A 19,198-nucleotide genomic window follows, 5' to 3' on the forward strand; every position below is an offset into this window, starting at 1 on the left:
CCTGCTCAGGGCGCTACCAGCATCCGCGCGACCTGCTTGCGCAATTGTTCCAGGGCGAAAGGCTTGCGCAACAACTGCATGCCTGTGGCCAGAAACTCATCGCGAGCCATCGCGGTTTGCGCGAAACCCGTGATGAACAGTACCGGCAGCCCGGGGCGCAAGCGGCGGGCGATTTCCGCCAGTTGCCGGCCGTTCATGCCCGGTAGCCCGACGTCGCTGATCAGCAAACCGAACGGCTGTGCCGAATGCAGCCAGCGCAGCGCTTCACCGGCATTTTGCGCGGCACGACAGGGGTAGCCTTCTTCGTGCAAGGTCCGTTCGACCAGTTCGCGCACATCCGGGTCGTCTTCCACCAGCAAGATGTCCTGGCAATCACCGGCAGCGCTCACGGCAGCGGCCTTGAGCGGTGCCGGGCTGTCGGTATGGCGAGGCAAATACAGGCGCACCCGGGTCCCTTTGCCGATCTGGCTGTCGAGCGCCAGGTAGCCGCGTGACTGCCTGCTGAAGCCGTAGACCATCGACAGCCCGAGCCCGACTCCCTGGCCCGTCGGCTTGGTGGTGAAGAACGGCTCGATGGCATGCTCCAGGGTGGCTTGCGACATCCCTTGGCCGCTGTCGCGGATGCTCAGGCACAGATAGTCACCGTGCGCCAGGCCGACCTTGGCCAGCTGCCCGTTGCTGATCTGGACGTTGTCCGCCTCGACGTTCAGCACTCCGCCGCTGGGCATGGCCTCGCAGGCGTTGAGCAAGAGGTTGTCCAGGGACGCCTGCAGTTGCTCGCCATCGGCGCTGGCTTGCCACAGTTGCGTGGCCAGGCGGACCTGCAGCTCGATGCCTGTACCCAGCTTGGCGGCCAGGGCATCGGGAGCCAGCAGCGTGCGCAGGTCGACTGCCTGGCTCTGCAATGACTGGCGAGCGGAGAACGCCAATAGCCGATGGGTCAACAGGGCAGCGCGAGCCACGGCTTGCCGGCCCAGGCGCAAGGGTGGTTCCAGGCCTTCGCTGCGGCCTTGACGCAGGCGTTTGTCGATCAGCTCCAGGCTGCCGCCGATGCTGGTCAGCAGATTGTTGAAGTCATGGGCCACGCCGCCGGCCAGTTGGCCGATGGCTTCCATCTTGCGTGTTTGCTGCAGTGCCCGGTCGTCGGCCTGTTGTTGCTGCGCCAGGGCTTCGAACTGTTCGCACAAGTCTCGCGCCTGATACTGCCGGCGGCGAGCCCGCAGCGCCCACAGTGCCAGGCTCAGCAGTTGCTCGTCAGGGTAGGGTGGGGCAAGGCGCAGCAGGTTGCCTGGCACTGCGCTGGTGTCGGCCTCGGCGTGACTGGTGAGCAGCACCACTGGCAGGTCGGACCAGCCAGGCTGCTGTTCGAGGTAGCGATGCAGGGGGGATTGGAGGTTGCGCGGTAGCGCCTGTTCGATGACCACCAGCAGCCCAGCACCTTCACTGAGCCAGCGGCCAAGGCGCCCCACATCGGCGGTGCGGCGGCTGTGGATACCGGCTTGCCGGAGTAATCGGCAGGTGCTTGTCCCCACCTGGGCAGGCGCCAGGACCAAGGCGCGTTCTTCCACAGCCAGGCATGCGGCCAAGAGCATTCTCCTGTGACGATGGGCACGCCGTGATGGCGTTGCCGCCTTCCTTCTCCTATCACTGGACCTTCGTCGCGGGCCTGGGGTTCAACCGGATTGTGGAAGGTGTCAAAGGCCTTGTTGCAGCACCGGGTCGTCGGGGTTCTGCCGCTCAAGCTCGGCCAGCAGTACCTGGACGTTCTGCAGTTGCCCGGTCTCCTTCCAGTACTCGATCAGCAGTACCCGCGCCCGGCGGTTGGCGGGCTGGCGGCTGAGCAGCGTCTGCAGTTGCTGCTGCGCGGCCTGGACCTGCTCCAAGTGGTGCAGGGTGACGGCAAGGGTGTAGCGATAGTCGCTGTTTTCCGGCTCCAGCTCGACCGCGCGCGACAGTGCCAGCAGGGCGTATTCGTGCTGGTCGTGGCGCGTCAGCCACAAGCCCAGCTGATACTGCAGGAAGGCCGAATCCGGGCTGAGCGCCAAGGCCTTGCGCAGCACCTCGCGCGAGGTGTCGTGGTGGCCCTGGCGCTCCAGCAGGCGTACCTGAGTCGCCAGGGCGTCCAGGTTTTCGGGGGCCAGCGCCAGGGCGCGGGCGAGCGCTGCGCCGGCGGCGTCATAGGCTTGCTCGTGCATGTACAGGCGCGCCAGGTGAACCTGTGCGTCGGCGTCGTCGGGCTGTTGTTCGAGGGCTTGCTGGTACTGCTCCAGCGCTTGTTGCAGTGGGCCGAAATACAGGCCGATGGCATCCGGGTCGAGGCCGAGCAGCGCGTCCACCACGGCAAAGCGCACGCTCTGCTCGTCATCGTCAAGCAACGGCCCCAGCACCAGGCTGCGTTGGGCGGCCGGCAGCAGCCGGCGGATGCTGGCGATGGCGGCGCGACGCACCAGGGGGTCGCCCTGTTCAAGGTCCTGCTTTGCCAGTTTCAGTGCCTGGGGTGACGGGTAGTTGGGCAATTCGGCGTACAGGGCGGCGCGGCGGATCGCCGGCAGGTCGCTGCGCTGCAGCTGCTGGTACAGCACCCGCGCGGCACCCGGCTGGCCTTCATGGGCCTGGCGCAGGGCCTTGGCGTAACTGTGCGGCGGCAGCGTAGGCGGGGTGGATTGCGGGGCCCGCCACAGATAAGCGAGCACGCCTGGCACCAGGATCAGCAGCAACAAGGCGATCAGGATAAGCGGGCGGCGTGGCATCGGGCAGTCCGTGGCGGCGGGAAGGCCAGAGCTTGGGACAGCCGGGCAGTAAATGCAACGGGCGAGGAGTCGGGTATGATGCGTGCCCTTCCCAAGCATTGAGGCCTGATCCATGTCCCTGAGCGCTGAACAGACCGCCGAATTTCGCGCCTTCGCCGAACAGCTGGCCGATGCCGCGGCCATGGCGATCCAGCCGTACTTTCGTGCCAGCCTTGACGTCGAAGACAAGGGCGGGCGCCTGTACGACCCGGTGACCGTGGCCGACAAGGCCGCCGAAGATGCCATGCGTGAGTTGATCCAGGCGCAATACCCGGCACATGGCATCCTCGGCGAGGAGCATGGCGCAGCCGTTGGCAGCAGCCCGCTGACCTGGGTGCTCGACCCGATCGACGGCACCCGCGCCTTCATCACCGGCCTGCCGCTGTGGGGCACGCTGATTGCGCTCAACGATGGCACACGCCCGGTCATCGGGGTGATGAACCAACCATTCACCGGCGAGCGTTTCGTCGGTACCCTCGAAGGCGCATGGCGCAGCGGTACGCCCCTGAAAACCCGGGCCTGCGCCGACCTGTCGGCGGCCACGCTGATGTGCACCACGCCAGACATGTTCGACAACGCTGCGCGCAAGGCCGCTTTCGAGCACGTGGCCGGCCAGGCCAGGCTGATGCGTTATGGTGGCGACTGCTACGCCTACTGCATGCTCGCGTCGGGGTTTGTCGACGTGATCGTCGAGGCCAGCCTGCAACCCTACGACGTGCAGGCACTGATGCCGATCATCGAAGGCGCCGGCGGGGTGATCACGGCCTGGGATGGCAGTAGCGCACAGCACGGCGGCTGCGTGGTGGCCTGTGGCGACCCGGCGCTGCATGCGCAGGTGGTGGAGATGCTGCGCCACGCCATGTGACGGGCACCGGTCATCGCACTTTTTCGCTTTTGCGCGCTCTATGCTTGGCCAGGCTACGCCACCCCCCGGCGTAGCCATTGACCAACACCGGTGCCGATGGCCGCAAAACGACTCGATATTCTCCCGCGCGGCCTGCTGCTGGCAGTTGCCCTGACCTGCCTGGAGGCCTGTACCCAGCAGCAGGGCCGCGACATGCTGACGCAGATCGGCAACGGCAAGCCCGACGAGCTGTTCCAGACCAGTGTCGACCGCATGGCCACGCTGTCCATGCGCGATAACCTGCAAAGCCTGTACCTGCTGATGGACAAGCTGTACCTGCGCAACCCCAGCCAGTGGAAGCAGTCTGGCTACCTCGACGCCACCACCGCCGCCCGGCAGATCCGCATCGCCATCGAGCAGCGCCAGCCCTTGGCGCAACTCGGTGAGCGGCGTGACCTGGCAGCGCTCAGCCATGCCCTGAGCCCGGAGTTCAGGGGCGATCGGGTCGGTGCCTTCATCTACGCCATCGGCAGCATGCTGGTCACCGCCCACGGCGGGCGCACCCAGTTCTACATGACCGACACCCTTGACCCGCTGTTCATCAACAACGCCGCGCGCAATATCGAGAAAGCCACCTGGATGCTCGGCCAGCGCCAGGACGCCAATGGCGTGCTGCTGCTGTTCTCCAACGAGATCTCCGAGCAGGGCAGCAACCTGAGTTTTGCCGTGGAGTTCGGCAAGGTGGTCGCGCGCCTCGACCTGCTGGCGCAGATGCTCGACGAGCGCTACCGGCGCATCGGCCTCAACTATGCGCAGAGCCTGCTGCTGTTGAACTTCCTGCCGGTGCAGTGAGTTGTGCGGTAATCGCACGCCGGGCCTGTGCCAGTGTCCGCTGTCCGCCCGCCGTTTGCCTTGGTCGCATTGCCCTCGATCCTGCTTTTTGCTTAGTGTGGCGCTCAGCATCCGACCGTCGCCTGCCTCAGTACCCCGATGACGGTTGGTTAGAATGACCGTGAACGACCGCAGCCACACGCCCACAAGGCGGTAGGCCGCGGCGCCCATAACAATAATGATGGCGAGTGCCTTGCCCATGGAAAGCCGCCTGTTGAGCGAGCAAAGCTGCGTGTTCCACCGCGCCGACCCTTACGCGGTGTCCGACTACGTCAACCGGCATGTGGGTCAGCACCACATTGGCCTGTCCCGCACGACCCATCCCCAGGCCAGCTTGAGCCATCGCAAGTTCGCCGAGCTGGACCTGTGCCGCATCAGCTATGGCGGCAGTGTGCGGGTTACCTCGCCGGCGCTGGAAACCATCTTCCACCTGCAGGTGCTGCTCAACGGCAATTGCCTGTGGCGCGGCCACCAGCGCGAGCACCACCTGGTGCCGGGCGAACTGCTGCTGATCAACCCGGACGACCCGGTCGATCTCACCTATTCCGATGACTGCGAGAAGTTCATTCTCAAGGTGCCGGTGCACCTGCTCGACTCGATCTGCGACGAACAGCGCTGGCAGCGCCCCAGCGGCGGCGTGCGCTTTGTACGCAACCACTATCGGCTGGAGGAACTGGATGGTTTCCTGAATCTGCTGGGGATGGTCTGCAACGAAGCCGAGGTCAGCGACTCGCTGCCCAGGGTGCAGGGCCACTATAGCCAGATCGTCGCCAGCAAGCTGCTGACGCTGATGAATACCAATGTGCGTAAGGACACCCTGGGTGGCACGCAGGCCAGCCTGGAGCGAATCCTTGAACATATCGAGGGCAACCTGAAGCTTGAGTTGGCAGCTGAAACCCTGGCCGAGCAGGCCAACATGAGCCTGCGTTCGTTGTACGGCCTGTTCGACCGACAGCTGGGTACCACGCCCAAGCAGTACATCCGCCAGCGCAAGCTGGAGCGGGTCAACGCCTGCCTGAGCGACCCAAGTTGCAAGGTACGCAGCGTGACCGAACTGGCACTGGATTACGGCTTCCTGCACCTGGGGCGGTTTGCCGAGAGTTACCGGCAGCGGTTTGGCGAGTTGCCTTCAGAGACCTTCAGGCGCCGAGTGTGATCCGAACAGCAAAGGGCTGCAGGGCAGCCCCTTGCGATCTTCAGTTCACGCCACGTCAACCAGGACGATTTCGCTGTCCTCCAGCGCCGTCACCGTCAGCAGCGTTTCCTCCTCGATGGCCACGCCATCCCGGGCCTTGGCCTGCAGCCCGTTGACCTCGACCCGGCCTTTGGCCGGTACCAGGTAGCCGCGTCGGCCTTGGTCGAAGCGGTACTCGGCGCTTTCCCCGGCGCGCAGGGTGGCCGCCACCAGGCGGGCGTCGGTGCGGATCTGCAGGCTGTCGCCATCGCCTTCGCGGCCACTGGCCAGGGTCACGAAACCTTCGCCACGTTCACCCTTGGGGAACGGACGCGTGCCCCAGGACGGCGCGTCACCGACTTTTTCCGGAATGATCCAGATCTGGAAGATCCGCGTGTCGACCTTCTCCTGGTTGTATTCGCTGTGCACGATGCCGCTGCCGGCACTCATTACCTGCACGTCGCCCGCTTCGGTACGGCCCTTGTTGCCCAGGCTGTCCTGGTGGGTGATCGCGCCTTCGCGGACATAAGTGATGATTTCCATGTCACGGTGCGGGTGCGACGGGAAGCCACTGCCGGCGGCGATCAGGTCGTCGTTCCATACCCGCAGGTTGCCCCAGTGCATGCGCGCCGGGTCGTAGTACTCGGCGAACGAGAAGTGGTGGTGGGCGTCGAGCCAGCCGTGATTGGCGTGGCCAAGGCTTTCGAAGGGTCGCAGTTGCAGCATGATGGTGCTCCTCTGAATTCGCTGGAATGGGGCCATGATCTGCGTTTCAAATATCGAAAAAAAGCGTAAATATCGGCTTGTTATTATCAGATATGTAGATGTGTATTTTGCGATACAACATGCGATTCATCGCCTAATCCACTGATACAAAAGCATTCGCTGGCGCTTTTTGGCGGATGAGGCGAACATGCCCGCTGTTTCGATTTTCAATGGAGTGACCGTGCCCCACGAGCAGCCCCAGGCCCCGGCCAACCTGACCCCGCCCGCCCAGTTGCCCTGGCTGCGCCGCCTGGCTGCGCGCCTGCTTGGCCGTGGCCTTAGCCGTCTGCAGGCGCAGCACCGCGATTCGTGGTTCCTTGGCCATGCCATCGGCCAGCGCAATGGCCATGCCGACGGTTTGCGTGACGGGTACGAACGTGGGCGCTCGGACGGCTACGAAGCGGGGCGTCAGGTCCTGGTGATTCGTGATATGCGCCCGGACACCGCTGCGGTGCCTGGCCAGGACGACAAGCTGTTCGACGACTGGCGCCTGCCGCTCAGTGCCGAGCTGAAAAAGCGCTTCAAGGCCGACGTGGCCCAGCGCCTGCCGGCCGAGGCACAGCCCAGCGCCGCGCAGTGGAAGCTGATCCTCAGCGACACGCCGTCGACCTGCGTGGTCGCCGGTGCCGGTGCCGGCAAGTCGACCTCGCTGGTGCTGCGCATCCTGTTGCTGCGCCACTACCTGGGCTTCGAGCTCGATGCCATGACCGTGGTGACCTTTACCCGCGAGTCACGCAAGGACTTTATCCAGCGCCTGCTGCAGGTGTTCGCGTTGTGGCAGGTCCAGCTGTCGCCGGCACAGGGCCGGGAGCTGGTACGCACCTTCCATTCGCGCATCCTGCCGCTGGTACGCAGCCTGCCGGGTTTCTCTCAGGTGCGTGCCTTCGAAACCCTCGGCAACGAGATGCCGGCAGGCCTTGATGCGAATGCCGACAGCAACCCCTTCGACCTGCGCCTGAATGACGCCCAGCGTCAGCAGTTGAACCTGTCCTACCGGGACCTGTTGGCAGAGAGTCCGCGTTTCGCCGCCTTGATCGGCCAGCTGCGCCAGGAGGCGCTGCTGCTCAAGCCACTGGACCCGGATCACCCGGATGTGCAGAAGCGTGTGCAGGTCACCCAGCTGGCCGCGCAACGCGACGAAGAACTGTGCGATGTGATCGAGGACCTGTGGTTCGCGGCCGGCGCCTGGCCGATCAAAGGCATCGAGCCGTGCCGCGACACCGTGCAGATCCGTGGCAGCCGTTTCCATGTGCACGGTCGCCTTGAGGGGCTGGATGCCTGGGTGGTACTGGGCTTTGACCCCAGCGAGAGCGCCCAGTACCAGCGCCCTGGAGCAAAGCTTGCGGTGCGCGCGGAATGGGCGGTCAAGCGCACGCTGTTCCAGGCGTTCAGCGACAAGCCCGTGATCTGGCTGGACAACTATGCCTCGGCCAGGCGCCTGGCGGCCTCGCTGGCAGGGGATGCCGTGGCCGGGCCTGGGTTCGAATACAAGGTCAAGGGTGAACTGGCCCCGGCGCCGCTGCTCGACGCCTTCGTCACTGCGGCCAGCTTCATCGAAAACCTGGGCCTCGACGTGAGCGCCGCAGTGGCCGCCATGAGCTTCCCGCCGGGTGACAGCGATGGGCCGTTTTTCGAGGCGCTGGCGCTGTACTGGAAGGCGTTTGAAGCCCACCTGATGGCCCTGTCACCGCCGGTGATGACCTACAACCGCATGTTCGCCCTGTTCGGCGAGAACAATCCGGAAAACCTTCAGCTGTTGCCCGACCCTTTGTTGCGGCCGCTGGCACACCTGATGATCGACGAATTCCAGGACGTTTCACCGCAGATCGTCAGTTGGCTGCGCGCCTGCCTTGCGGAGATCCGCCGACGTGGGCCTGCCATGAACCATGGCCGGGTGGCGCAGCATTCGTCGCTGATGTGCGTGGGTGACGATTGGCAGTCGATCTACGGCTGGCGCGGCAGTTCGCCCAAATACTTCGTGGAGTTCACCAAGGTGTTCCCGTCACCCTCCAGCACCCGGGTGATGCTGGTGGAAAACTACCGCAGCCAGCAGTACATCATCGACGCCGCCGAGCATCTGGTGAAGGGGACGCCGACCATCAGTGGCAAGAAAGCCAAGGCCAGCGGGCAGGCAGCCGCGCTGCCATTGGCGCCCGTACGGGTGTTCGAACGTGACGAGGCAGCGCTGGCGCAGACCTTGATCGAGCACTATGAGCAGGGCGAAACGGTGATGATGTTGTTTCGAAAAAGTAGCGATAAGTTATTGATTGAGCAGCATTTATTGCCTGTACTTAAAGCTGATTCTAGCTTGCCTTCCGGGCAGCGCCGGCTCAAGCAACTGACCTACCACAGCGCCAAAGGCCTGCAGGCCGATGCCGTGTTCATGCTCGGTGACTGCCAGTACCTGACCAGCTCGCCGTACAAGAATCAGGTTTACCGCCTGGCCGGGCTGGGTAAACCGGGCGACGCCCAGGCATTCGATACGGCGCAGCAGGAAGAAGTACAGCGCCTGGCCTACGTGGCCGTCACGCGGGCCATCAGCCACTGCTACTGGCATGTGGAAAAGCCCAACGGCGAGGCCATGAATCAGCCACGCGCGTCGAGCCAGGTGCAGGGCCGGCAGGCCTTCTTCGAGGACCTGCGCGGCCAGTGAGGGTCAGTCGTCGCTGTCCAGAGGCAGGGTCAGTTCCAGGCACAGGCTGTCTTCGTCATCTTCCAGGCCCTGGGCCATGCGGTTCATCCCAGTGACGTACTGGTCGCCGTTGATTTCCAGGCGCAGCGGCTGGCCACGTTCGTCCAGCGGGCCCATGCCCAATGCAGAGGTCAGGGCGTCGATCACGGGCGGCTCCAAGGTCCCTTCCATCGGGCTGCCATCATTGCACCACTCCAGGAAATCGATGCCCACATCCCAGCGCGACCTCAGCGCCTCGAACCGCCCTGGGAATTGCGCCCGCAGCACGCGCCTCCAGCTGGGTTGGCGCGAGACCCATTGACGTCTTGCCGGCAAGGCGTTGTTGCGAGTGAGCACCTCCAGCAACACGGCATTCTCCGTCGGGCCGACAATATGAGCGGTGTCGCGGTAGAGCATCTGCATTTGCGGTTCGGTGAAATCGAGTTCTTCGGCCAGGTTGGTGCGCAGGGCCAGGCGCATTTCGATCAGGTCCAGCCCCAGGTTATCCAGCAGCAGGTTGTCGGGGATCCAGTCGAAGCGGTGCAGCGCACTGACACGGGGCTGCAATCCGCGCTGCGCTGCCGGCAGCGCGTCCCAGCGTTGCCTTGCCAGCAAGCCCGTGCGACGGTTCAGGCGCGCGTTGTAGAGCTCCTGAGCCATCTCGTTGACCTGGTCGCGCCGATACAGGCTTTGAAAGTAGGTGAACAATGCATGGGTCGCCTGAGGCTGGCCGGCGGTCATGCGAAAAGCCCGTGCCTCGATCTGCAGGTTGCTCAGCACGTCGGCCCCGGCATCCCCGCAGCTGACGGGGAACAGGGCAGCCACCTCGTTGAGGCGGGCGCACAGTTCGCTGTCTGCCGCGGCGTCCTCCAGCAGGCGCCAGATCTGTCGAGTCATTGCGTGGTTATTGGAGTGTGCCGCACTGGACAGCCCTGCCTGCTCCACGGCCTCGCGCAGGTTACGGTTGGCATCGTCGGCGAACAGGCTGTCCCAGGTAGTGCGCTGGGCCTGGTCGGCGGGCTGTAGCCAATTGCGCGGCCGTTGTCCCGGCAAGGGCGGCGCCGCCACGGCAGGGCGCTCTACCACCACGCCTGCCGCGCGTAGTTCCCGGCGGGTGCCTTCATCCAGCGGATTGTAGTTGAAGCGCCAGCGCTCGCTGTCTCTACCAGTGAGCAGGGCCCAGACGAAGGGGGTGTCCAGGAGGTTTTCGAGATCGGGTACAGCGACGATTTGATTGCGGCTCAGCTCGACCTGGCGCAAGGCATAGTTCGTGCGACCCATCAACGTTTCCAGCCCTTCGGGCCAGCCGGCCAGCTCGCAGTTGTCCAGGTTCAGGGTGCTCAGGCAACGCAGGTTACGCAGATCTGGGCTGATCCCCAGTGGATTGTTGCCCAGGTTCAGCTCGCGCAGCTCGGTCAGGGTGCCGAAGCGCGCCGCCATCCCAGGCGTTAATTGGACCCGGTTCTGGTAAAGGTTCAGAACGCGTAGATGGGCGCTTGCCGTCAGCAGCGCCAAGTCTTCGTCGGTCAAGGCCAGCCCATTGCGACGCAGGGCCAGGAAGCGTAGTTGGGTCAGTGTTGGCAGTACCGCGTGAGCCTGTGCCGGCAACTGCGTCAGGCCACTGCTTTCGATACTCAGCTCCACGAGCTGTGGCGCATTGTTAAGCGCCTCGAACAGCGAAGGCACCCCCAAGGCAGGGCTGCTGATGACACGCACGCGCCGCAGCGACGGGAACGATTGCAAGTAGTCGGCAGGAATCGTCGGCACGTCGAGGTTGTCCAGAAACAAGGTACTGACATGGTCGAAGCGCGTGCTCAGCGGCGGCAAGCTGTCCAGTTCCAGATTGGCCAGCGTTAACGAGTCACCCTCCAGTCGATGCCAGGCCCTGATCAGCGTGCTGGCTAACTGGTTGGCGTGGCGCTGATACCGGGGCGCTTGCTGCGCGATCCAGTTGTCCAGGCCATCGCGCAGGATGCCAAGCTCCGTACGATAGGCCTGGATCTGTTCAGTCACGTTGCCGCGTCGGCGCAAGGTGGCCAGCAATTGCCTGCGCTGCTGATTGTTCATGGCAGGAAACAACGCATGCAGCTCGCGCTCCTCCCGGGAGGCGAACACGCCCGGGCTCAGCGGATAGCCAAGACGCCCGTCGCTCAGGCGCATGGGCGAGCGCAACCCCCTGCGCGCAGGCTGTTGACCGATCAGGCGGGCGGCCTGGGCGCGGTCGGCGATGGCCGTCTGGTATAGCTGTTGATCGGTCCAGTCGGGGTGCAGGGCCAGTAGGCTGTCGCGAATCAGCTGGGTGTCGGCGTTGGCCAGGCTAGGTCGGTACAGGCCGAGGAGCGCCCGGTCCAGGCGCACATTGGCCTGCATAGCACGTGCCTCCTGGGCGACCCGCAAGGGTACGCGCCCATTAAGCAGGTGGGTGCGCTCGGCTCGGGTGGTGGCGCCGATGATTTCCTCCAGCGCATTAACGGGTACCGAGGGGAACTGCCTGGCCAGTGCCCGGGCGGCCGGGCTCAACGGCGGTTGTCGGCTGTTGTAGAGGCTGTCGAACAGCGACGAGCGCCTGCTGCTCAAGTGATCGGCCAGCAGGTCCTGCAGGGCTTGCCGGCGTTGCTCCCTGGCGGTACCCGCGGGCAGCAGGCGGGTGATCCTGGCCTCGTCGAGCTGTTCGAGGACGCGGCGTGCCAAGTCTCCGTTGTCCAGGTCGCTGCTGGTCAGCTCAATCACCTGGTCACCTGGATGCTCGCGGCCGTAGAGGCTGAAACCACCCCAGGCTTCGGGGCCATCGAACACCTTGAGCACCACGTCTTCGGGCCAGTCGGGCAGTTCGCTCAGGACGGTGATGGCGAAACTCTTGTCGGCGGCCAGTGGGCGGCCATTGCGGGTACGGGCGATGATGTCGGTTACTTCCATGTCCTTGCTCAGGCGTAACAGGGCATCATCCAGCTGCGGCGGCACCGGCTCGCCATCGGCAAGTACCGGCTCCAGAACACCCTGTTCCAGCCCTGTGCTGTCGAACGCTGCGGCCAGGTCGGCATCGCTTTGCCCTTCGGTGACCGGGCCCATCCGTCGTAGCAGTCTGGCCCGGCCCCAGCCCTTGACCTGTTCGTGGGCCAGGCGCCAGGCACCTTTACCGTTGCCGTGAAGGACGGGGCGGTAACCTTGCTGGTCGATTGCATGCACCAGTTCCCAGGCGCCGGCTGTGTTCTCGAGGACTTCGCAAGGCTTGCCATCGAGGCGCACGTAATGCCGGCCGTCGAGCTCATAGATGCCTTCTGCGTCCGGTTGGAGGTCAGGGGGAAGCTCCACCTGGCTGTGGTAAGGCGTGAGTTGCGGGTGCCACAACAACTCCTCGCCACCGAATATCACGCGTTCCAGCCAGTCGACGAAGCCCGATGCCTTGATCGCCGTGGAGGCCGCGCCAATGACCACAATGCTGCCAACGGTCAGCGCCAGCGCCTTGAGCTGCGCCACTGCCTCGGCGTAATCGCCCTCCGACCAGGCCTCGTAGGCGAGGTAGACGTTGTCCAGCACCTGCGCGGCGAACACCAGCAGCATGACGGCATCGAGCCCCGGTACCAGCATGGCGGCGACGTTGAGCAGGTTCAAGCCGGCCTCTTCCCAGAACGCCAGGCGTTCCTGGCGCACCTTGGCGTTCACATCGGCGGTGGGCACCGCAATCGCCCTGGCGTTGTCCTTGAGAAAGGCGACATGATCGTCGTAAAGGCTCATCCAGTACGGCAAATCGACTTGCCGCTGCCGGATACCAAGGCCCGGTGAGGCCTTGGGCCGATTGCCCTGCAGTGAGTGACCGGCAGCGGGCCAGAGCGGCTCCAGGGGAATCAGGGCGCCCACGCCGTGGTATTCGCTGTCGTCTTCGTACAGCTGTTCAAGCAGTTGTCCACTCATCTTCGGCTGGTCGCCGTGCGCGACATGCTCGACGAAGCGCCGGCGGTACTGCGCATCCAGCAGTTGCCCGGCCAGATAGGTCTGCAGTTGCTGCAGGTTGGTGAATTCCTGCATCGGCCGTCGATCATCGAAGGGCAGGTAGGCGACGATTTCGGCGTCTTTGCCGGCAGGGCCGAGCAGCAGTACGCCATGCACCTTCATGCCGAGCACCGCCAGGTTGCGCACGGTCACGGGTTGACTGCCATAGCGCGGTGTCGCGCCTTCGATGCAGAACTGGCGCAGTGCCTGGTAGCCAAGGCTTGAGAGTTCGCCGCGCATCAAGGCGATGACGGCCTTAACCGTGAGCATCGCCCGATGTGCTTGAATCCAGGCGTCCTGCACCTGAACCTTTTGCTGGCCATTGAAGATGTCGTCCAGGTGCGCCTGATAGCGTTTGCCCAGGTCCAGGGCGCGGCAGCTAGTGACGAAGTGGGCCATGCTCAGGCCGGGCAGGGTGCTGGCGTCGTTGGCGTTGACCTGCAAGGTGCTGAACGGGCCGACCTCGGCCATGCCCTCGAAGTTGTGCATGGCCGCCTCCAACAGGCTGCGCGATTCGATGGCGCCAACCGGTACGTTGTTCCATTCCGGCTCATAGGCCCCCGCGCCCAAACCCAGTGAATCCAGGCCCGGCACGGTTTCAAGCGAGCCGCCGAGGTGGGTGTCGAAGGGTTGGAAGCTGTACTGTGCCTGGGTGACCGGTACGTCGATGGCCAGTTTCTGTTGCAGCAGGGGTTCGCAGAACTGCGGTAGCGATTGCAGCTTGCTCAGTGCCTGGTGCAGGGTTTTGCGCGTGGCCGTGCGCACCTTGATGGCGTCGCGCAGCAATTGCTGGTGCACTGCTGAGGCGTTGGCGAACCACCCGATCGGTGTTCCGTCTTCGTCGATATGCTCGTTGTGAGCGCTTTGCAGCACCCGTTCCAGGTGACGGGGATGCAGTTGTTTGGCCCAGGCCGGGATGCGGCGCTGGATCTGGTTCTGATGGTACGGGGTGGGGTTTTCCATTTGCGTTGCCTGGCAGTTAGCGGGGCCGCCATCGAACACCGGATCCGCGTCGTGGCTGCGGTACATAGTTGCCGGCGCCAGGCTGTCGCAGCGGGGAATGCACGGTCGGTGACGCGCACGTCACAGTCGGTAACGGGCCAGCCTGCCAGGGCCACGTGGGCGATGGTGGGGCGTGCGGCACCCTGCGGTGTCGAAGGAGCCGGCCCACTGGGCCCTGCCATGGAGTGAAGTGATGGCTGTATCGACTCGTGCAAAAGACCATTTGCTTGACCTCAACGGCATCGAGATTGCCGTGCGTACCTGGGGCCCGGAAGGCGGTATCCCAGTGCTGGCACTACATGGCTGGCTGGACAACGCCGCCTCGTTCGAGCGCTTGGCGCCCTTGCTGGAGGGGTGTTTCGTAGTGGCGCCAGATCTGGTCGGCCACGGTCGCAGCGACCACCGCCGCGACGACAGTGGCTATTACCTGTGGGAGCACGCCGAGGACATGCTGGCGGTGGTCGAACGTCTTGGCTGGTCGCGCTTTCACGTCCTCGCCCATGGCATGGGCACGGGTGTCGCCTCGATTCTCGCGGCGTTGACCAGCGCCATTGCCAGCCTGCAGTTCCTCGATGGCATGGGCGTTCCGTTTACCGTGGCCGAGGGCGACCGGGTCGAGCACATGGCTCGCGCTTTTCGCCTCAAGCGCATGCTGCTGCGCAGCCGCCAGCAGGGCTTTGCCGAACCCGAGGCGCTGTGTTTCGACAACCTTGAGCAAGCCCTTGGCCAGTGCCGTAAACGCTTCGCCTGCGACTTGCCGGCCGATGCCGCGCGGCTGATGGCGCTGCGCGACCTGTTGCAGGTGGGCGACGGCTATTGCTGGCGCCACGACCCGCGCCTGGACCTGCCCGAGCCCATGCCGCTGACCGAGCGCGAAGCCTGCGAGCTGCTGCAGCAGATCCGTTGCCCGTTGTATCTGCTGCTGGGGCAGCAGGGCGCTTTCGCGGGCGATGGCTTTGCCCGGCGCCAGGCGGCGCTGCCTGGGCAGACGCGGGTGACCTGGCACCCAGGGGGGCACCATTTCCATCTACAGGCACAGGGCCAGGCGCTGGCGCAGCAGATCCTGCGCACCCTGGCGCGGCACGAAAAAGGGCGATTGCTGCGCAGGGTCAACGAATGAGTGCTGACCCTGCTAAGGTGCACAGACGCCCGTTCATGGAGTGCCGCCATGTTGCCTTCGCGCATCCTGCATATCGATCATATCGTGCTACGTGTCAGCGACCTGCCGCGCAGCCTGGCCTTTTATCGTGACGTGCTCGGCTGCCCGGTCAGCCGTGTGCGCGAGTCGCTGGGGATGATCCACCTGGCCGCCGGCAGCAGCATGATCGACCTGGTGGCGGTCGATGGCCCACTGGGGCTCAAGGGCGGCCCGGCCCCTGGCCGCCAGGGGCACAACCTGGACCACCTGTGCCTGCGGGTCGAACCCTTCGATGAACAGGCGCTCTGTGATTACCTGCAAGGGGCAGGGGTGCGCGTGGAGTCGGCCGAAAAGCGTTATGGCGCCGAAGGCGAAGGGTTGTCGCTGTACTGCTTCGACCCCGACGGCAACCGGGTCGAGCTCAAGGGTCCGTGCATGACCACGTCGGCCTGAATGGCCCGGCGTTCAGCCGATTTCGCCCTCGCGCCACGCCGTTGCCTGGCTTAGCATGCTCAGTTTCGCTCAACAGCCTGGCACCTGGACGATGACGGACATCACTCACACGCAACATTTGATCGCCACGCCTGCGGGCACGCTCCATGCCGAAAGCTGGCTGCCTGTGAATGCGCAAGGCGTACCCATTGTGCTGCTGCATGACTCGCTGGGCTGCGTGGCGCTTTGGCGCGATTTCCCCGCGCAGCTGGCGCAGGCTACCGGGCATCGGGTGATCGCTTATGACCGCCTGGGCTTCGGGCGCTCCGCCGCGCACCCCGGCCAGTTGCGCCGGGGCTTCGTCGAGGCCGAGGCGCACGAGGGTTTTGCTGCGCTGCGCAGGCAACTGGCCATCGATGACTTCATCGTCTTCGGCCACAGCGTTGGCGGTGGCATGGCGGTCGGCTGCGCGGCAGCCTTCAGCGAGCATTGCCGGGGGCTGGTGACCGAGTCGGCCCAGGCCTTCGTTGAAGCCCGTACCCTCGAAGGTATCCGCGCTGCCGATCGCCAGTTCGCCGAGCCGGGGCAGCTCGAACGCCTGGCGCGTTACCACGGCGACAAAGCCGAATGGGTACTGCGTGCCTGGGTCGACAACTGGTTGTCGGCCGATTTCGCCGACTGGCACCTCGACGGCCTGCTCGCGCAGCTGCGCTGCCCGCTGCTCAGCCTGCATGGCGACAACGACGAGTTCGGCAGCCTGGCCCACCCCGAACGCTTCACACGCCTGGCAGGCGGCCCGAGCCGAATGCGGGTGCTGGCCGATTGCGGGCATGTGCCCCATCGTGAGCAGGCCGACCAGGTGCTCGAGCAAGTGCTGCGTTTTCTCGGCTGAACACCGCCGCCCAAGCACCATGTTTATCCGTCTGCGTGGCCCGATCAGCCATGCGCCATGCAGGCGAATGGATATCCCGGCAAAGCCGATTATGCTTCTGATTAACCTGCCGCGATCCGGGGCAATGCTCCGTCGTGCTTCGCCGCAACCTGTAAGCCCTATGGCCTGGGTGCGCGCCTTTGAACCTGTTGAGCAACCTGGCCTACCTGATCTTCACGGAGGCGACCCATGGCGGTCCTCGACAGCGCATCCACGGGCAGTAGCGCGCCCCAACGTGGCATCACCCGGGAAGAGCGCAAGGTCATCTTCGCCTCTTCGCTGGGCACCGTGTTCGAATGGTACGACTTCTACCTCTATGGCTCGCTGGCGGCGATCATTGCCAAGCACTTCTTCGCGGGGGTAAACGAAACCACCGCGTTCATCTTCGCCTTGCTGGCATTCGCTGCCGGTTTTGCCGTGCGGCCGTTCGGCGCGATCGTGTTCGGCCGCCTGGGTGACATGATCGGGCGCAAGCACACCTTCCTCATCACCATCGTGATCATGGGGCTGTCCACCGCGATCGTGGGTTTGCTGCCCAACTACGCCACCATCGGCGTGGCGGCGCCGATCATCCTGATCACCCTGCGCCTGCTGCAGGGGCTGGCGTTGGGCGGTGAGTACGGCGGCGCGGCCACCTACGTGGCGGAACATGCACCGAAAGGGCGGCGCGGCTTCTTCACCGCGTGGATCCAGACCACTGCCACCCTCGGGCTGTTCCTGTCGCTGCTGGTGATCCTCAGCTGCCGCACCCTCATGGGCAGCGAGGTGTTCGAGGACTGGGGCTGGCGGGTGCCGTTCCTGTTGTCGATCCTGCTGCTGGCGATCTCGGTGTATATCCGCATGCAGCTCAACGAGTCACCGGTGTTCCTCAAGATTAAGGCCGAGGGCAAGGCGAGCAAGGCGCCGCTGACCGAGTCGTTCGCCCGTTGGGACAACCTCAAGGTGGTGATCATGTCGCTGCTCGGCGGCACCGCCGGGCAGGCGGTGGTGTGGTACACCGGGCAGTTCTACGCGCTGTTCTTCCTGTTGCAGATGCTCAAGATAGACCCGCAGACCGCCAACCTGCTGATTGCAGGGTCGCTTTTGATCGGCACGCCGTTCTTCATCCTGTTCGGCAGCCTGTCCGATCGCATCGGCCGCAAGCCGATCATCATGGCGGGCTGCATCCTGGCCGCATTGACTTACTTCCCGATCTTCAAGGGCCTGACCGAGTACGGCAACCCGGACGTGTTCGTTGCCCAGGAGCAGAACCCGGTCGTGGTAGTCGCCGACCCTGCGCAGTGTTCGTTCCAGTTCGACCCGGTGGGCAAGGCCCGCTTTACCAGCTCATGCGACATCGCCAAGAGCCTGTTGGCCAAGCGCGCCATCCCCTATGAAAACCAGGCCGCCGAGCCCGGCAGCGTGGCCCAGGTGCGCATTGGCGAGCGGGTGTTGCCCAGCTTCGACGGTCGCAGCCTGGCGGCGGCGGACTTCAAGGCGCAGAACGACGCCTTCACCGGCACCCTGGGCACGGCGTTGAAAGAGGCCGGTTACCCGGAAAAAGCCGACCCTGCGAAGATCCACTACCCGATGGTGTTGCTGCTGCTGACCATCCTGGTGATCTACGTGACCATGGTCTACGGGCCGATCGCCGCCTGGCTGGTGGAGCTGTTCCCGGCGCACATCCGCTACACCTCGATGTCGCTGCCGTACCACATCGGCAATGGCTGGTTCGGCGGCTTCCTGCCGACCGTGGCCTTCGCCATGGTGGCGGCCACCGGGGATATCTACTACGGGCTCTGGTACCCGATCGTGATCGCGGTGATGACGGCGGTGTTGGGTACCTTCTTCCTGCCGGAAACCAAGGACCGGGACATCACCCACACGTGATGGGCCAACATCATCGCGGGGCAAGCCCGCTCCCACGGTGGGAGCGGGCTTGCCGGTTTCAGTCGAAATACCCGCGCAGGCTGTAGCGATAGCCGGTATCGACCTCGGCGTTGCCGGCGTTCTGGTAAGTCTTCTTCAAGACGAATTCGAACGCAGGCTCATACAGCCCGTCGCGCACCAGCGCCCCCGCCAGCACCTCCACCTCGTACAAGCCGTTGTCCAGCTCGATGATCGGCCGCCCTGGCTCCTGGTAGCGGGCCAGCAGGTCGCCCAGGGTCTTGTTGGTGAAATGCTGCAGCACGCGCCAGGTGAACAGCATCAGTGCGCGGTTTTCCACCCGCAGCACATGGCCGCTGCGGCGGTGCTTGAGGCGGCTGCCCGGTTCGAGCAGGGCCGGGGTGGCCTGGTCGAGGGTGAACAGGATGCGGTAAGGCAGGTTGTCGATGCCGGCCAATGGCAGGATCACGCCCTCGTGCACCGCCAGGTCGCCACTGTCTCCGGTGGTGAAGGCGCGCGCCAGGTCGTCGGGCAGATCGTGTTCGTGCTTGAAGTGCTCCAGCAGTTGAATGTCGCCGAGCAGGAAATAGTCGACCAGGTCGTTGAGGACCTCGCTGAATTCATAGCGCATGGTTTTTCCTTGTTGTGGCTGCGCTGAGCGGGATCGAGCAATGTAGCGGAGCGAGCAAGGGCGACGCCACCGTG

The 19,198-nt window shown here is 64.7% G+C and carries 13 protein-coding genes; 8 read left to right on the forward strand and 5 right to left on the reverse strand.

The genetic code is table 11. The annotated features are described in order from the left end of the window. Window positions 1-5 precede the first annotated feature (5 nt). A complete protein-coding gene (locus DM373_RS05420) occupies window positions 6-1,586 on the reverse strand; it encodes a response regulator (protein ID WP_110992710.1) in 1,581 nt (526 codons plus the stop codon). A 108-nt stretch (window positions 1,587-1,694) separates the two neighbouring features. After that, window positions 1,695-2,750, reverse strand: a complete 1,056-nt coding sequence (locus DM373_RS05425) for a tetratricopeptide repeat protein (protein ID WP_110992603.1) — start codon at window positions 2,748-2,750, stop codon at window positions 1,695-1,697. Between the two features lie 112 nt (window positions 2,751-2,862). On the opposite strand from DM373_RS05425, the gene hisN reads away from it, so the two are divergent. The 3 genes from hisN to DM373_RS05440 all read left to right on the forward strand — a co-directional run bounded on the left by hisN (window position 2,863) and on the right by DM373_RS05440 (window position 5,680). Then, complete coding sequence (hisN, locus tag DM373_RS05430) at window positions 2,863-3,654, forward strand: histidinol-phosphatase (protein WP_110992604.1); 792 nt, start codon at window positions 2,863-2,865, stop codon at window positions 3,652-3,654. Between the two features lie 96 nt (window positions 3,655-3,750). Beyond that, window positions 3,751-4,485, forward strand: coding sequence for a hypothetical protein (locus tag DM373_RS05435; protein ID WP_110992605.1), 735 nt, complete (start codon window positions 3,751-3,753; stop codon window positions 4,483-4,485). Window positions 4,486-4,723: 238 nt separating this feature from the next. After that, window positions 4,724-5,680, forward strand: coding sequence for an AraC family transcriptional regulator (locus DM373_RS05440; RefSeq protein ID WP_110992606.1), 957 nt, complete (start codon window positions 4,724-4,726; stop codon window positions 5,678-5,680). Window positions 5,681-5,725: 45 nt separating this feature from the next. On the opposite strand, the gene DM373_RS05445 is transcribed toward DM373_RS05440, so the two are convergent. Beyond that, window positions 5,726-6,424 (reverse strand): pirin family protein, encoded by a 699-nt coding sequence (locus tag DM373_RS05445; RefSeq protein ID WP_110992607.1) that lies wholly within the window; start codon window positions 6,422-6,424, stop codon window positions 5,726-5,728. Window positions 6,425-6,611: 187 nt separating this feature from the next. Here DM373_RS05445 and DM373_RS05450 point away from each other — a divergent pair, with 187 nt between their 5' ends. Then, window positions 6,612-9,116 (forward strand): UvrD-helicase domain-containing protein, encoded by a 2,505-nt coding sequence (locus DM373_RS05450; protein WP_110992608.1) that lies wholly within the window; start codon window positions 6,612-6,614, stop codon window positions 9,114-9,116. 3 nt (window positions 9,117-9,119) lie between these two features. Here the strand turns inward: DM373_RS05450 and DM373_RS05455 are convergent, their stop codons facing one another. After that, window positions 9,120-14,087: a dermonecrotic toxin domain-containing protein gene (locus DM373_RS05455; RefSeq protein WP_157966811.1), complete on the reverse strand. Its 4,968-nt coding sequence runs from the start codon at window positions 14,085-14,087 to the stop codon at window positions 9,120-9,122. Window positions 14,088-14,319: 232 nt separating this feature from the next. Here DM373_RS05455 and DM373_RS05460 point away from each other — a divergent pair, with 232 nt between their 5' ends. The 4 genes from DM373_RS05460 (at window position 14,320) to DM373_RS05475 (ending at window position 18,496) form a co-directional block, all read left to right on the forward strand. Further along, complete coding sequence (locus DM373_RS05460; protein WP_110992610.1) at window positions 14,320-15,246, forward strand: alpha/beta fold hydrolase; 927 nt, start codon at window positions 14,320-14,322, stop codon at window positions 15,244-15,246. A gap of 48 nt (window positions 15,247-15,294) precedes the next feature. Then, complete coding sequence (locus tag DM373_RS05465) at window positions 15,295-15,717, forward strand: VOC family protein (RefSeq protein WP_110992611.1); 423 nt, start codon at window positions 15,295-15,297, stop codon at window positions 15,715-15,717. 91 nt (window positions 15,718-15,808) lie between these two features. Continuing rightward, a complete protein-coding gene (locus tag DM373_RS05470; protein ID WP_110992612.1) occupies window positions 15,809-16,588 on the forward strand; it encodes an alpha/beta fold hydrolase in 780 nt (259 codons plus the stop codon). A gap of 228 nt (window positions 16,589-16,816) precedes the next feature. Continuing rightward, entirely contained in the window at window positions 16,817-18,496 is a 1,680-nt protein-coding gene (locus DM373_RS05475; protein ID WP_110992613.1) for an MFS transporter, read from the forward strand. A 58-nt stretch (window positions 18,497-18,554) separates the two neighbouring features. Here the strand turns inward: DM373_RS05475 and DM373_RS05480 are convergent, their stop codons facing one another. Then, the gene (locus DM373_RS05480; RefSeq protein WP_110992614.1) at window positions 18,555-19,124 is read right to left on the reverse strand and encodes a hypothetical protein; all 570 of its coding nucleotides are present in this window, start codon (window positions 19,122-19,124) and stop codon (window positions 18,555-18,557) included. Window positions 19,125-19,198 lie beyond the last annotated feature (74 nt).

This window comes from Pseudomonas sichuanensis (assembly GCF_003231305.1).
Lineage (GTDB): Bacteria > Pseudomonadota > Gammaproteobacteria > Pseudomonadales > Pseudomonadaceae > Aquipseudomonas > Aquipseudomonas sichuanensis.

What these genes read in the sequence shown, in the direction of transcription:
- DM373_RS05435 (WP_110992605.1), top strand. Translation starts at nt 3,751, where the DNA reads ATGGCCGCAAAACGACTCGATATTCTCCCGCGCGGCCTGCTGCTGGCA.
- DM373_RS05460 (WP_110992610.1), top strand. Translation starts at nt 14,320, where the DNA reads ATGGCTGTATCGACTCGTGCAAAAGACCATTTGCTTGACCTCAACGGC.
- DM373_RS05480 (WP_110992614.1), bottom strand. Translation starts at nt 19,124, where the DNA reads ATGCGCTATGAATTCAGCGAGGTCCTCAACGACCTGGTCGACTATTTC.
- DM373_RS05465 (WP_110992611.1), top strand. Translation starts at nt 15,295, where the DNA reads ATGTTGCCTTCGCGCATCCTGCATATCGATCATATCGTGCTACGTGTC.
- hisN (WP_110992604.1), top strand. Translation starts at nt 2,863, where the DNA reads ATGTCCCTGAGCGCTGAACAGACCGCCGAATTTCGCGCCTTCGCCGAA.
- DM373_RS05425 (WP_110992603.1), bottom strand. Translation starts at nt 2,750, where the DNA reads ATGCCACGCCGCCCGCTTATCCTGATCGCCTTGTTGCTGCTGATCCTG.
- DM373_RS05455 (WP_157966811.1), bottom strand. Translation starts at nt 14,087, where the DNA reads ATGGAAAACCCCACCCCGTACCATCAGAACCAGATCCAGCGCCGCATC.
- DM373_RS05440 (WP_110992606.1), top strand. Translation starts at nt 4,724, where the DNA reads ATGGAAAGCCGCCTGTTGAGCGAGCAAAGCTGCGTGTTCCACCGCGCC.
- DM373_RS05470 (WP_110992612.1), top strand. Translation starts at nt 15,809, where the DNA reads ATGACGGACATCACTCACACGCAACATTTGATCGCCACGCCTGCGGGC.
- DM373_RS05445 (WP_110992607.1), bottom strand. Translation starts at nt 6,424, where the DNA reads ATGCTGCAACTGCGACCCTTCGAAAGCCTTGGCCACGCCAATCACGGC.
- DM373_RS05450 (WP_110992608.1), top strand. Translation starts at nt 6,612, where the DNA reads ATGCCCGCTGTTTCGATTTTCAATGGAGTGACCGTGCCCCACGAGCAG.
- DM373_RS05475 (WP_110992613.1), top strand. Translation starts at nt 16,817, where the DNA reads ATGGCGGTCCTCGACAGCGCATCCACGGGCAGTAGCGCGCCCCAACGT.